A 12261-nucleotide genomic window follows, 5' to 3' on the forward strand; every position below is an offset into this window, starting at 1 on the left:
CGCGCACGCCGTGCCCGAGACGACCCCCTCCCCCGAACGCCACCCCGAGGGGGACACCACCCCCGTGGAGGACCGACCGACGGAGGATCGGGCCGCGGAGCCGGTGACGGAGCGGGGCTCGGGTTCGGAGGCGGACCCCGTCGACGCGCCCGCCACAGCGGAGACGCCGCTGTGGGAGCCTCCCACCGACGACGCCGTGACCTCCGCGCTGGAGGACTACGTACCTCCGGTCTGGACCCCGCCCGAGGAGGACGTCTCCGCCGAGAGCGCGTCCGCGCCGCCGGTCGAGACCACCACCGAGCGCACCGGATCGATCGCCGGCCTCGCCCTGGACCACGACACCGGCCCGGAGGTGCGCGCCGCCTTCCGGTGGGGTTCGGCCCCTCCGGGCGCCGCACGCCCCGCGTCGGAGCCCGAGCACCGACCCGGATCGGTCGAGAGCGACCGGGAAGGCACAGCGCCGGCGGCGGTCGACACAGTGGAGAGGACCGGGGCCGTCACCGAGGTCGAGCCCGACCGCGAGCCCGCGGACGACGTCCCGGCGACCGCGTCCCCGGCGGGCGGGACCACCGACACACCGGCGGAACGGTCCGCGCCCGAACCGGAACGGGTCGAGAGGACCGCACCGCCCACGCGGCGGCGGGCGGAACCGCTGCGCAAGCGCCCCATGGTGCTCAAGCCGCCGCGGCCGCCCATGCCGGACTTCGCCTCGGGCCCGCCCTCCCGGCGGGTGCGCAGCGAACCGCTTCCGCCCGAGGAGCACTGACACACACGTCGGCCCCGGAACCCCGAAGGTTCCGGGGCCGAGGTGTGTCCGCCGGGGCCCACGTCCGCTCCGGCGGGGGACGCGGCCCGTCGAGGCCCTTCCCTCCCTGTCCCCGCCGTCGGCCCCGTCCGGGGTCACGCTCGGGGTCGGCCTCCGGTGCCGCTGAGGACCGCACCGTCCGAGGTGGAGTGGGGTTTCGGCGCGGGTGGGTGACCACCGCACCCGGGCCGGATCAGCGGCGAACCGGGGTGTCCCCGCCGCTCGGCACCACGCACACGTGTGGCCCCGCACCCGGCCGGGTGCGGGGCCACACGTGGCGTGTACGCGTTCTCAGCCCCGGGGGGCACAGAGGGCGTTGGCGACGGCCGCGATGCCCTCACCTCGGCCGGTGAGGCCGAGACCGTCGGTGGTGGTCGCCGAGATGCTCACCGGCGCCCCCACGACCTCGGAGAGCGTCTTCTCCGCCTCCGCACGCCGTGGCGCGAACTTGGGTCGGTTGCTGATGATCTGGACGGCGACGTTGCCGATCTCGAACCCGGCCGCGTGCACGCGCGCGACGGTCTCGGTGAGCAGTGCGGCGCCCGAGGCGCCCTTCCACCGAGGGTCGGAGGTGCCGAAGTTGGATCCGAGGTCGCCCAACCCGCAGGCGGACAACAGTGCGTCACAGGCCGCATGGGCCGCGACATCACCATCGGAATGGCCGCTCACACCGTCTTCTCCCGGCCATTCCAAGCCGGCGAGAAAAAGTGTTCGTCCAGGAGAAAACGGGTGGACGTCGGTTCCGACGCCCACCCGAGGCATTTTCGTCATGAATTACGTGATTCCGCGACTATCAGTTCGTCAGAACCTCGTCGAGGAGGGCCTCGGCCTTGTCCTCGTTGGTCTTTTCCGCGAGCGCGAGTTCGCTGACGAGAATCTGCCGCGCCTTGGCGAGCATCCGCTTCTCACCGGCGGACAATCCACGTTCCTTGTCCCGACGCCACAGATCGCGCACGACCTCCGCGACCTTGTTGACGTCGCCGGACGCCAACTTCTCCAGGTTCGCCTTGTAGCGCCTGGACCAGTTGGTGGGCTCTTCGGTGTGAGGTGCGCGCAGCACCTCGAAGACCTTGTCCAGGCCTTCCTGCCCCACCACGTCGCGAACGCCGACATCCTCGGCGTTCGCGGCCGGCACACGCACCGTCAGATCGCCCTTGTCAACCCTCAGAACGAGGTAGGTTCTGTCCTCGCCCTTAATGGTGCGAGTCTCGATCGCTTCAATACGAGCAGCCCCATGATGGGGGTAGACAACAGTGTCGCCGACCTTGAAAGCCATGTGACAGGTACCCCTTCCGCTCCCCCTAGGATACCATGAATCTGTGACTTAACGTACCTAATAGCTTTGCGAACACGCAGGTCAAGCCACACTTTTTAGGGCTTGACAAAGTGTACCCGAGGAGTGTCGCGCGCCCGGCCGAAGCGGCCGCGAGAGGCCGCGAACCCCCGCTGGCCAGCCGAAGCACGATGACGCGCCCGCGGACTTGGGATAGGGTTCGCCCTCGCACGAGCACGCTCCGCGAGTGACCATGGCGATCTAGATCACTATTTCGGACCGGGTTGGTCTTACCTTGATGCGTCCGGATCCCGGACGCCCCCATCCCGCTCTTCCACACCGTGCCATGAGGCCCGGCACGACCCCGTCGTCGCCCGCTCGTCGCCGCTCCCGCGACCTCCCGACGCGGCGTCGCGGACCGGCCTCTCCTCCCACTGCAGGGAACAACGCCGCGGGCCCCGGAACACGCATGTCCCAGGGCCCGATGACGGTCGAGGAGGGGTCACACCTCGGGTTCGTAATCCTCACGCTTCTCTCCGGTCACCATGTAGACCAGGTTGTCGGCGACGTGCACCGCGTGGTCACCGAAGCGTTCGTAGAAACGACCGACCAGTGTCACGTCCATGGTCGCCTCGACGCCGTACTCCCATCCGGGGGCGAGGATGCGCTGCAGCAGCTTGCGCCGCAGCCGGTCCATCTTGTCGTCGTCCTTGTCCAGTTCGAGGGCGGTGTCGGCGTCCTTCTCCGAGATCACCTCACCGGCCTTGGTGACCAGCAGCTCCGCCTCGTGTCCCATCTCCAGGACGATCGAGCGGACCGGCTTGGGGATGGCCGAGTCCGGGTGCCGGCGCCGGGCGATCTTGGCGAGGTGAACGGCGTGGTCGCCCATCCGCTCCAGGTCACCCCGCATGTAGAGGGCGGTGATGATGGTCCGCAGGTCGGAGGCGACCGGCTGCTGGCGGGCCATCAGGCTGAAGGCGGTGTCCTCGATGTCCTGGTCCAGGCGGTTGATCGCCTCGTCCCCGGAGATCACCTCCTGCGCCGCCGTCAGGTCGCTGTCCAGCAGGGCGGTGGTGGCACGCGCGACGGCGTGCCTGGCGAGCCTCGTCATCTCGACGAGGCGTTCACTCAGGCTGTCTAGATCCTCGTGGTACGTATCGCGCATGGCGTCAATGCTCCCAGTGTCGGTTTGAAGAATCGGCCAAGAATCGGTGAACGATGGAAGAACCTCGGTTGTGTCGCATGCCCTGACCGGGTAAAGCCCTAGTCGGCACGTTTACGATCGAATCGTGCAAGGGGAACTTCTCGCCGCCGTGACCGGCATCATCGGACTCATTCTCGGCATCGTCATCGGAGTCGGTGTCGCCGGTCCCTTCTTCCGTACGCGGGCGGAGCGACTGGAACCACCGCCCAGTCAGGAGGGCACCGGCCTCCCTCCAGGGATCGCCGCGGTGCTCTCCGCGTTGCCGTCCTCTGCCGTGGTCCTGGACCCCGGGGACAAGGTGCTCCGCGCCTCCTCCGCCGCCCGGGCCTTCGGCATCGTCCGCGGGGAGGAACTCGTCATCGGCGAGCTCCTGGCTCTGGCCCGCAAGGTCCGACGCGACGGAGTGATCCGCGAGACCGAGATCGAGGTGGCCGTCCGCAAGTTCGGCCCCGACGCCACGTCCTTCGCCGTGCGGGTGGCCCCGCTCGGCGGCACCGGCCTGGTGCTGGTCCTGGCCGAGGACCAGACCGAACACCGCCGGGTGGAGGCGGTCCGCCGCGACTTCGTCGCCAACATCTCACACGAACTCAAGACCCCGGTGGGCGCGCTGTCCCTGTTGGCGGAGACCGTACAGGACGCGAGCGACGACCCCGAGGCGGTCCGCCGGTTCACCGAGCGCATGCAGACCGAGGCCTCCCGGCTGACCGCGGTCATCCAGGACCTCATCACGCTCTCGCGCATCCAGGGCGCCGAGCCGATCGCCGAACCCGCCCCGGTCCACCTGGAGTCGGTCCTGGACGAGGCGATCGACGCGGTGCGCATGCCCGCCGACGCCAAGGGGATCGAACTGGTCGGCAGCGGGGCCGAAGGGCTCACCGTACTCGGCGACGAGGCCATGCTCGGCACCGCGCTGCGCAACCTCGTCACCAACGCCGTCGCCTACAGCCCCAAGAACACCCGGGTGGCGGTCTCCGTGGGGATCTCCCGGTCGAGCATCGACATCAGCGTCGCCGACCAGGGCATCGGGATCCCCCAGCAGGACCTGGAACGCATCTTCGAGCGGTTCTATCGAGTGGACGCCGCTCGGAGCCGGGCCACCGGTGGTACCGGTCTCGGCCTGGCCATCGTCAAGCACATCATGACCCACCATCGTGGCGAAGTGACCGTGTGGAGCAAGGAGGGGTCGGGGTCGACGTTCACTCTGCGTCTGCCCAGGCCCGAGAGCCGGGAGTTCGACGTACCCCGGAACGACAACCACCAGGAGACGGCACAGTGACGCGTGTACTCGTAGTAGAGGACGAGGAGTCCTACAGCGACGCCCTGTCGTACATGCTGCGCAAGGAGGGTTTCGAGGTCGCGGTGGCCCCCACGGGCACCGTGGCTCTGGAGACCTTCGACCGGACCGGGGCCGATCTGGTACTGCTCGACCTCATGCTGCCGGGTCTGTCGGGCACCGAGGTGTGCCGGACCCTGCGACAGAAGTCCAACGTCCCCGTCATCATGCTCACCGCCAAGGACTCCGAGATCGACAAGGTCGTCGGCCTGGAACTGGGCGCCGACGACTACGTGACCAAGCCGTTCTCCTCCCGCGAGCTCGTGGCCCGGATCCGCGCGGTGCTGCGCCGTCGTGGCGAGGTCGAACAACCGACCAGCGTCATCCTCGAAGCCGGCCCCGTCCGCATGGACGTGGAACGGCACGTGGTGACCGTGCGCGGCGACAACGTGCAGCTGCCGCTCAAGGAGTTCGAGCTCCTGGAGGTGCTGCTGCTCAACGCCGGCCGCGTGCTCACCCGGATGCAGCTCATCGACCGGGTGTGGGGCGCCGACTACGTCGGTGACACCAAGACCCTCGACGTGCACGTCAAGCGCCTGCGGGCCAAGATCGAGGAGGACCCGAGCAGCCCGCGCTACATCGTGACGGTGCGTGGACTCGGCTACAAGTTCGAGCCGGTCACCGTCGAGGTGGAGTAGCGACCGCCCACGGGGGATCCTCGTCGGACTCCCCCGCCGCGGTGCTCCGCCGCACCGTGTCCCCGGAGTCCCGGGCCGTGGCCCCGCCACCGCCCGGGCCCCGGTCCTCCTCGGCCGGGTCCCGCACGCCCCTCCCGGGTTCCGTGCCCGATCGAACCGGCCCGGCGTACCGTTCCACGGCGCGCAGCAGGACCTCACAGGCGCGCCGCAACCGCGCGCGCGAGACGGCGCCGTAGCCGATGACCAGCCCGTGCACACGTGGTTCCGCGTGGCTGGTCCGACGCGTGTCCTCGACCAGGACCCCCGCGGCGGCCGCCTCCGCGATCACCGGGTCGACCGCCTCCTCCGGCAGGGGGAGCAGCACGTGCAGGCCCGCGGTGTCCCCGGTCAGACGCGGTCCCAGGTACTCCACGAGCAGGGCCCGACGGCGGGCGTACTCCCGACGCATGCGACGCAGGTGACGGTCCAGATCCCCGCGTTCCAGCAACAGGGCGGTGGCCTCCTGCACCGGACCACTGGTGCGGTCGGACAGGTCGGCCCGCAGGCGGGCCAGGCGGCGGACCAGGTCGGGTGCGGCGACGATCCACCCGATGCCCAGATCGGGGTCGAGCGTCTTGGAGAGCGTGCCGAGCAGGACGACCCGCGCGGGGTCGAGCCCGTACAGGGCGGGCAGGGGCGCGACGTCGTAGCGGAACTCCGCGTCGTAGTCGTCCTCCACCACCCACGCCCCCGTGCGCGCGGCCCAGGACAGCAGGCGCTCGCGTCGGGGGACGGGGAGCCGGCCACCGAGCGGGTACTGGTGCGCGGGGGTCGTGTAGACGAGATCGAGGTCCTCGGGGAGGTCGTCGGTGCGCAGCCCGTCACGGTCGACCGGGACGGGGACCACGTGGGCGCCGCGGGCGGCCAGGATGGTGCGGGCCTTGCCGTACCCGGGGTCCTCGACGCCCGCCCGGGCCCCGGGTCCGAGCAGCGCGGCCACGAGGTCGAGGCCGTTGCCGGTGCCCCGGGTCACGATGAGGTTCTCCGGACCGACACGGATCCCCCGGGCGCGACGCAGGTGTTCGGCGAGAAGGGCGCGCAGCCGGGGTCGCCCGCGCGGGTCGGGGTCGTCGTCGGGGACGTGTTCGGCCGCGTGCCGCCAGGCGCGGCGCAGGGCGGCCCGGTCGTGGTCGTGCACCCAGGCGGCGCCGGGGAGCAGGTCGATACGGCCCTCGCGACGGGTCGCGTCACGGGAGGGGCGCCCCCGGTCGACCTGCCCGTGGTCGACGGTGTCGGCGCCCGAGCGGTCGGGCCCGGACGGCGCCCGTGGGCTCAGGGGTTCGTGCGCGGCGACGAAGGTGCCCGAGCCGTGTCGGCCCTCCAACCATCCCTCGGCGTAGAGCTGCTGGTAGGCGTCGGTGACGACGGTACGGCTCACCCCCAACTGCGTGGCCAGGGAGCGGCTGGAGGGCAGGCGTTCGGAGGGCCGGAGCACCCCCGTGGTCATGGCCGTGCGCAGCTCCGACGCCAACTGGGCGGTGAGCGGGGTGGGGTCGGAACGGTCCAGGCGGACCGCCGGATCGGTGAGACGTCGCGCCATAGTGGTCCTTTGTTATCCGCGAAAAGTGGCCATGGTCGAGGTGTCCACTTCCTTTCTACGGTGAACGCATGCTCTCCAAGGAATCCGCGGCCGAACGCCCGCTCTCCCCCACCGAACGCACCCGGCTCGGGCGCTCCTCCCACAAGGCCCGGAGCGACCGCTCCGAGCTGTACGCGCTCCTGGACGAGGGACTCGTCTGCCATCTGGGCGTGGTCGTGGACGGCGCGCCCCGGGTGGTGCCGACGGGGTACGGCCGGATCGACGACACCCTGTACCTGCACGGATCCACCGGGGCGCGCTCACTGCGCGAGGGCGGTGAGGTGTGCGTGACGGTGACCCTGCTGGACGGGATCGTGATGGCGCGCTCGGCCTTCCACCACTCGATGAACCACCGCTCGGCCATGGTCTTCGGGACGCCGCGTGTGGTGACCGACCCCGAGGAACACGCGGCGGGGCTGCGCGCCATCACCGAACAGCTCGCCCCGGGGCGGTGGGACGCGGTGCGCGGGCCGAACGCCAAGGAGTCGGCGGCGACCCGGGTGCTGGCCCTGTCGCTGGCGGAGGCGTCGGTGAAGGTGCGCACGGGGCCGCCCGCCGACGAACCGGCGGACCTCGACACCCCGGTCTGGGCGGGGGTGCTCCCGGTGCGCACCGTGTTCGCTCCGCCGGTCACGGACCCGGACCTGGCCCACGACCTGCCCGTCCCCGCGCACGTGAGCGCCCGTGTGACCGACGGCTGAGGAACGGGTCCGCCCCCGCGCGGGCTCCCGACGCCCGGCCCGGGTCCGGACCCCTGGTGGGCGGACCCGCGGTGCACGGTCGGCACGGTCGCGCTCGTGGAGAGCGCGGGTACGGGCGCGGGCGGAACAGCGCGCGGCGGCCCGCGGCGGGCTCCGCTCAGACCTCCAGGACGACGGTGAAGGGGCCCTCGTTGGTCAGCCCCACGGACATTCGGGCACCGAACTCCCCCGTGGCCACCTCGGCGCCCAGGGCGCGCAGTTCCTCGACGACGGCGTCGACGAGGGGTGCGGCGACCGGCCCGGGGGCCGCCGCCTGCCAGGTGGGACGCCGTCCCTTGCGGGCGTCACCGTAGAGCGTGAACTGGCTGACCACCAGCAGGGGGGCGTTGGTGTCGGAGCAGGATTCCTCGTCCTCCAGGATCCGCAGCGTCCACAGCTTGCGGGCGATCTTGGCGGCCTCCGCCGCGGTGTCGGTGTGGGTGACCCCCACCAGGGCCATGAGACCGGGTCGGGTGATCTCGCCGACCACCGCACCGTCCACGGTCACCGAAGCCTGCGACACCCGCTGCACGACCGCGCGCATGGGTTCCCCCTCGTTCTCGTCGTCGACGCTCGACGTCCCGACCCGGGACGCTCCTACCGCGATCGTTGCAGCTGGTTGAGGAGCCGCGCACGTCGGGTGTTCGTGATGACGCCGGTGAGGGTGACCACGAACGTGGTGATCGAGTCCGTGAAGTCCTCGATCCGCCACTCTCGCGGGCCCGTGTACCAGTGGAGGCCGTCGCCGTCGAGCTCCTCGGGTTCGAGATCGGCGATCGCGGCCCCCGCCAGGATGTTGGCCCAGCGCTCCACGTCATCGAAGATCACCGCGTAGGGCAGGTAGCGCGAGTACAGCTCCACCCGTTGCCCGGCCGGAGCGCTCTGCGCGCGCGGGCTGAGCAGGTAGTCGCGGAACCCCATGGTGTGCGCGTACACGGAGCTGCCGAGGGCGGTCTTGGCGGGCATGTACTGCGCACCCGCGGTGACGGCCGCGCCGGCGATGATGACGGCCAGACCGGTGAAGGCCGCGCTGGTGAAGGCCGCGAGCAGCACGGTCAGCAGGACGCCGCCGGCGGTGGTGACCATGCCGACGGTGGTCCAGACACCGCGTACCCGGCTGGGCGAGCGGGAGAACCACTTCAGCCGGACCATGTCCCGGTACAGCTCCTCGCGGACCCGGTCGATGCGGGCGGGCAGGTCCTCGGAGTGACGGGGCGAGGCGAGTTCGGACAGGCGCACGGTGCGCTTCTCGCCGAAGAGGGCGTCCAACAACAGCCATTCGGAGGCGAGCAGGGTGTCCCCGCGCGGCCCGTCCAGACGGACCAGCCGCCAGTCGACCGAGGTGAAGTGTTCGTGCGGGAGCTCCTCGACCCGGATGTACCCGCGTACCGCCAGGTCCAGGACGCTCGCGGTGAGGTCGGCGATGTCCACGCGTTCGTCGACCAGGGTGCCGATCTGGCCGGGGTGGACGTCGTCGGGGGCGTGGAAGCGCAGGCGCCCGTGCTCGCCCGGTTCGACCGGGGCGTGGTCGCCTTCGGAGGCCTCGCGGCGGAGGGCGCGTTCGTCGCGTCCGCGGATCCGGATGAGCGCGATGAGACCGCCCACCAGCACCAACAGCAACAGACCGAAGACACTCGCGGTGGCCGGGGTGATCTTGAACGCGGAGGCCAGGGACCAGCGTCGCGTGAGGATGGGTTCGCCCTCGGCCGTCCCCGGCGGGTAGTTGACGACGATGTCGAGCCGGTCGTCGGGCCCCATGTCGGCCTGGAGGAAGTGCGCGACGACCGCCTCGTCGCCCATGTCCGAGGCCGTGCAGTACATGGAACTGCGGGGCTCGCCCGCCAGGCACGAGAGCGCCTCCGGCGGTAGGGGCGCGGTGACGGTGACGTCGGTGCTGCGGACCGGGTGACTGTAGGCGCCCACGGCGCGCCACTCCACCTGGACGCCCTGGGCGACCTCACCGACCGTGCCGCCCACCCGGTAGGACAGACGCACGCCCCGGGTGCCCTCGGTGGGGATGTGCACCAGCAGTGCGCCGCCCGCCTCCTCGGTCTCGACGTCGAGGGTGGCCCCGTCGGCGTCGACGGCGGAGACCCCGGTGATGTCGAAGCGACGGTCGTGGTCGGTGTCGTAGATCATGGTGGCGGTCAACGCCCGGGTGAAGGTCGCGGGCGCCTCCCCCTCGAAGCGAAGGGACTCCTCACCACTGAGAACGCCGTGCTGATCCAGCTCCAGGACGATCTCGTTGGTGATGGTCGGGTCCGACGCGGAACGGGGTCCGATGCCCGCCGCGGTGTGCCCCGGTACTGTGGTCATCGGTGCGGCCGCCGTCGCCGCGTGCGCCTCCCCTGTCGGCCACGCCACGGTGACCGCTGTGATCAGCGAGGAGAACACGAAGAGGGCCGTCGCCCAAGCGACGGCCGGGCGCCAGGAGCCGACCCACCACATGACGCGAGAGCCTATCCGGTCCTCCCTCGGACCGTGCCCGCAGGGCGCCTTCCGCGGCGCCGCGGATCGGTGTTCCCATGAGCCGTCCGACGCGTCGGCGCGAACGGACGTGACCGCGTGGTGAGCGCACGCCGCCCCGATCCGGACCTCGACCCGTGGGCGGAACGGCGCGGCCTCCTCCAGCGCATGGGGTTGGGCGTGTCCCTGTCGCTCGGCACCGGGTTGGCCGCGGTCGGGTTCACCGGCTTCCTCGCCATCTCCACGGTGCTGCCGGGGGCCGAACCGGCGTGGGGCGACCCGGTGGGCACCGACCCCACCGAACTGATGTCGGAGGACGCGCAGGGGCGACAGGTCGACCTCCGGGACGCGCCGGTCGACGACCCACTCGGACGGAACCCGCTGTACGCGGCGGGCGAGCTGGGCGAGGTGACGTGTTCCCCACCACGGTTGGACGAGGACGACCCCCGTTCCGTGGAGGCGTTCGTCCACGCCATCGCCGACTGCCTGGACACGGCCTGGACGGCCCACTTCGACGAGGCGGGGCTGCCGTTCAGCTCGCCCAACCGGGTGTACTGGTACGCGGAGGGGCACAGCCCCTGCGGCCCCTTCCCGACCGAGGGCACCGCGGCCTTCTACTGCCAGGCCAACCAGGGCCTCTACCTGGGGGTGAAGGACATCGTGGCGGCGTCCGCGGGCAGTGACGAACCCGAGGCGTACACGTTCCTGCTGAGCCACGAGTACGGGCACCACGTGCAGGGCCAGTCGCGGATGCTCGCCGAGTTCCACGCGCTGCGGGCCGGCTCCGACGCCGAGACCGCCGACGAACTGACCCGACGCAACGAGCTCCAGGCCAACTGCCTGGGCGGCGTGTTCGTCGGCTCCGCCGAGGACTCCCTCGGTTACGGTCCGGGCGAACGCGAGAACATCCTGGACGACGTGGCCCGCAGATCCGACCACGCGGGCACGAGCACGCACGGTTCCGTGGAGAACGGGCGTCTGTGGACCGCGCACGGGCTGGACCGAAGGGACCCGGCCGCCTGTAACACCTGGGAGGCGGGCGAGGAGCTGGTGCGGTGAGCGCGACCCTGGACCACGACGGGACGGACGGGCCCTCCCCGTCGGCACGCGTGCGCCGCACCCACCGGACCCGCCGTCGGTTGTTCAGTGTGGTCTGCGGTCTCCTGGTGGGCCTGTTGGCGTTGTCGCTGCTGGCGTGGACCACCGTCCAGGACGGGGAGGAGTCCCCCGGGACCGGCACGGTGGCCGAACCCGCCGAGGACGGCGAGGGCGGCGGGGGCGGCGAGGACAAGCCCGGGCAGGACGGGGCGGTCGCGGACGGCCGTGCCGGACCGCCCCAGCGGGCAGACCGCGCTCCTCGCCAACCCCCTCTACACGACGGGGCGGCTGAGCCCACTGCCGTGCCCGGTCCCCGACGTGGACGTGCACGAACCCGCGTCCATGGAGGTGTTCCTGCACGGGGTCGCCGACTGCCTGGACGACGTCTGGCGGACGCAGTTCGAGCGGGCCGGGATCCCCTTCAGCCCGCCCGACCGCGTGTTCTGGACCGAACCGGGGGTCAGCCCCTGCCGCGCCTACCCCTCCGCCGCGGGCGCCTTCTACTGTCGGGCCGGCGGTGCCATCTACATCGGTACCGAGGACGTGGTGGACAAGTGGAACGGGGCCGAGGACAGCGTGGTCTACGCGTCGCTGCTGGCCCACGAGTACGCGCACCACGTACAGGGCGAGTCGGGGCTGCTGGAGTACTACCACGAACAGCGCCAGCTGGAACGGGACGACGCCGGCCGCAACACCTGGACGCGCCGCAGCGAGCTCCAGGCCAACTGCCTGGCCGGGGCGTTCCTGGGATCGGTCCGGGTGAGTTATCCGTTGTCCGACACCGACCTGGAGGTGTTGTTGGACGACGCGTCGGCGACCGCGGATCGCGCGGACGAGCCGGAGGAGAAGCGCACGCACGGCGCCCCGGAGAACAGCGTGCGGTGGACCCGCGCCGGGTGGGAACAGCAGTCCCCCGCCGCGTGCAACACGTGGGACCTGGAGGACGAGTCCCTGGTGGAGTGAGCGCGTTCCTCCGGTATCGACTCCGTCCACAGGTCCGGTATTCGCGCTGTGGGACCGCGACGGTGCGTGGCAGGATGCTGACATGCCGGATACAGCCGAACCCCTCCCCGGGCCCTCCACCCG

The 12261-nt window shown here is 71.3% G+C and carries 10 protein-coding genes and 2 pseudogenes; 6 read left to right on the forward strand and 6 right to left on the reverse strand.

What is annotated here, in order from left to right:
• Positions 1-766 (forward strand): annotated as a pseudogene (locus tag DSY14_RS23815) (hypothetical protein); the annotation flags it as partial.
• Between the two features lie 330 nt (positions 767-1096).
• On the opposite strand, the gene ispF reads toward DSY14_RS23815, so the two are convergent.
• The 3 genes from ispF to phoU form a co-directional block, all read right to left on the reverse strand.
• On the reverse strand, positions 1097-1567 hold the full coding sequence (gene ispF / locus DSY14_RS23820) for a 2-C-methyl-D-erythritol 2,4-cyclodiphosphate synthase (protein WP_211718860.1): 471 nt from the start codon (positions 1565-1567) through the stop codon (positions 1097-1099).
• 31 nt (positions 1568-1598) lie between these two features.
• Entirely contained in the window at positions 1599-2081 is a 483-nt protein-coding gene (locus DSY14_RS23825; RefSeq protein WP_026129182.1) for a CarD family transcriptional regulator, read from the reverse strand.
• A 499-nt stretch (positions 2082-2580) separates the two neighbouring features.
• Complete coding sequence (gene phoU, locus DSY14_RS23830; RefSeq protein WP_211718853.1) at positions 2581-3243, reverse strand: phosphate signaling complex protein PhoU; 663 nt, start codon at positions 3241-3243, stop codon at positions 2581-2583.
• A 148-nt stretch (positions 3244-3391) separates the two neighbouring features.
• Between phoU and DSY14_RS23835 the strand changes: the two genes are divergently transcribed.
• Positions 3392-4558 (forward strand): sensor histidine kinase, encoded by a 1167-nt coding sequence (locus tag DSY14_RS23835; protein ID WP_374224049.1) that lies wholly within the window; start codon positions 3392-3394, stop codon positions 4556-4558.
• Entirely contained in the window at positions 4555-5253 is a 699-nt protein-coding gene (locus DSY14_RS23840) for a response regulator transcription factor (protein ID WP_211718855.1), read from the forward strand. Before DSY14_RS23835 ends, DSY14_RS23840 begins: the two co-directional genes overlap by 4 nt.
• On the opposite strand, the gene DSY14_RS23845 is transcribed toward DSY14_RS23840, so the two are convergent.
• Complete coding sequence (locus DSY14_RS23845; protein ID WP_211718856.1) at positions 5234-6832, reverse strand: PLP-dependent aminotransferase family protein; 1599 nt, start codon at positions 6830-6832, stop codon at positions 5234-5236. The two genes, DSY14_RS23840 and DSY14_RS23845, sit on opposite strands and share 20 nt — an antisense overlap.
• A gap of 68 nt (positions 6833-6900) precedes the next feature.
• Here DSY14_RS23845 and DSY14_RS23850 point away from each other — a divergent pair, with 68 nt between their 5' ends.
• Positions 6901-7572 carry a pyridoxamine 5'-phosphate oxidase family protein gene (locus tag DSY14_RS23850; RefSeq protein ID WP_211718857.1) on the forward strand — a complete coding sequence of 224 codons (672 nt, stop codon included), beginning with the start codon at positions 6901-6903 and terminating at the stop codon, positions 7570-7572.
• Positions 7573-7729: 157 nt separating this feature from the next.
• Here DSY14_RS23850 and dtd read toward each other — a convergent pair whose 3' ends face one another.
• Both dtd and DSY14_RS23860 read right to left on the reverse strand, forming a co-directional pair.
• A complete protein-coding gene (gene dtd, locus DSY14_RS23855; RefSeq protein ID WP_211718858.1) occupies positions 7730-8155 on the reverse strand; it encodes a D-aminoacyl-tRNA deacylase in 426 nt (141 codons plus the stop codon).
• A 53-nt stretch (positions 8156-8208) separates the two neighbouring features.
• The gene (locus DSY14_RS23860) at positions 8209-10059 is read right to left on the reverse strand and encodes a DUF2207 domain-containing protein (protein WP_211718859.1); all 1851 of its coding nucleotides are present in this window, start codon (positions 10057-10059) and stop codon (positions 8209-8211) included.
• Between the two features lie 117 nt (positions 10060-10176).
• On the opposite strand from DSY14_RS23860, the gene DSY14_RS23865 reads away from it, so the two are divergent.
• Both DSY14_RS23865 and DSY14_RS23870 read left to right on the forward strand, forming a co-directional pair.
• Positions 10177-11136: a neutral zinc metallopeptidase gene (locus DSY14_RS23865; RefSeq protein ID WP_307851316.1), complete on the forward strand. Its 960-nt coding sequence runs from the start codon at positions 10177-10179 to the stop codon at positions 11134-11136.
• Positions 11133-12138: pseudogene (locus DSY14_RS23870) on the forward strand (neutral zinc metallopeptidase). Before DSY14_RS23865 ends, DSY14_RS23870 begins: the two are co-directional and overlap by 4 nt.
• Positions 12139-12261 lie beyond the last annotated feature (123 nt).

Origin of the sequence: Nocardiopsis sp. MG754419 (genome assembly GCF_018207095.1) — a bacterium.
Taxonomy (GTDB): Bacteria; Actinomycetota; Actinomycetes; order Streptosporangiales; family Streptosporangiaceae; genus Nocardiopsis.

What these genes read in the sequence shown, in the direction of transcription:
- DSY14_RS23845 (WP_211718856.1), bottom strand. Translation starts at nt 6,832, where the DNA reads ATGGCGCGACGTCTCACCGATCCGGCGGTCCGCCTGGACCGTTCCGAC.
- DSY14_RS23850 (WP_211718857.1), top strand. Translation starts at nt 6,901, where the DNA reads ATGCTCTCCAAGGAATCCGCGGCCGAACGCCCGCTCTCCCCCACCGAA.
- ispF (WP_211718860.1), bottom strand. Translation starts at nt 1,567, where the DNA reads ATGCCTCGGGTGGGCGTCGGAACCGACGTCCACCCGTTTTCTCCTGGA.
- DSY14_RS23860 (WP_211718859.1), bottom strand. Translation starts at nt 10,059, where the DNA reads ATGTGGTGGGTCGGCTCCTGGCGCCCGGCCGTCGCTTGGGCGACGGCC.
- DSY14_RS23825 (WP_026129182.1), bottom strand. Translation starts at nt 2,081, where the DNA reads ATGGCTTTCAAGGTCGGCGACACTGTTGTCTACCCCCATCATGGGGCT.
- dtd (WP_211718858.1), bottom strand. Translation starts at nt 8,155, where the DNA reads ATGCGCGCGGTCGTGCAGCGGGTGTCGCAGGCTTCGGTGACCGTGGAC.
- phoU (WP_211718853.1), bottom strand. Translation starts at nt 3,243, where the DNA reads ATGCGCGATACGTACCACGAGGATCTAGACAGCCTGAGTGAACGCCTC.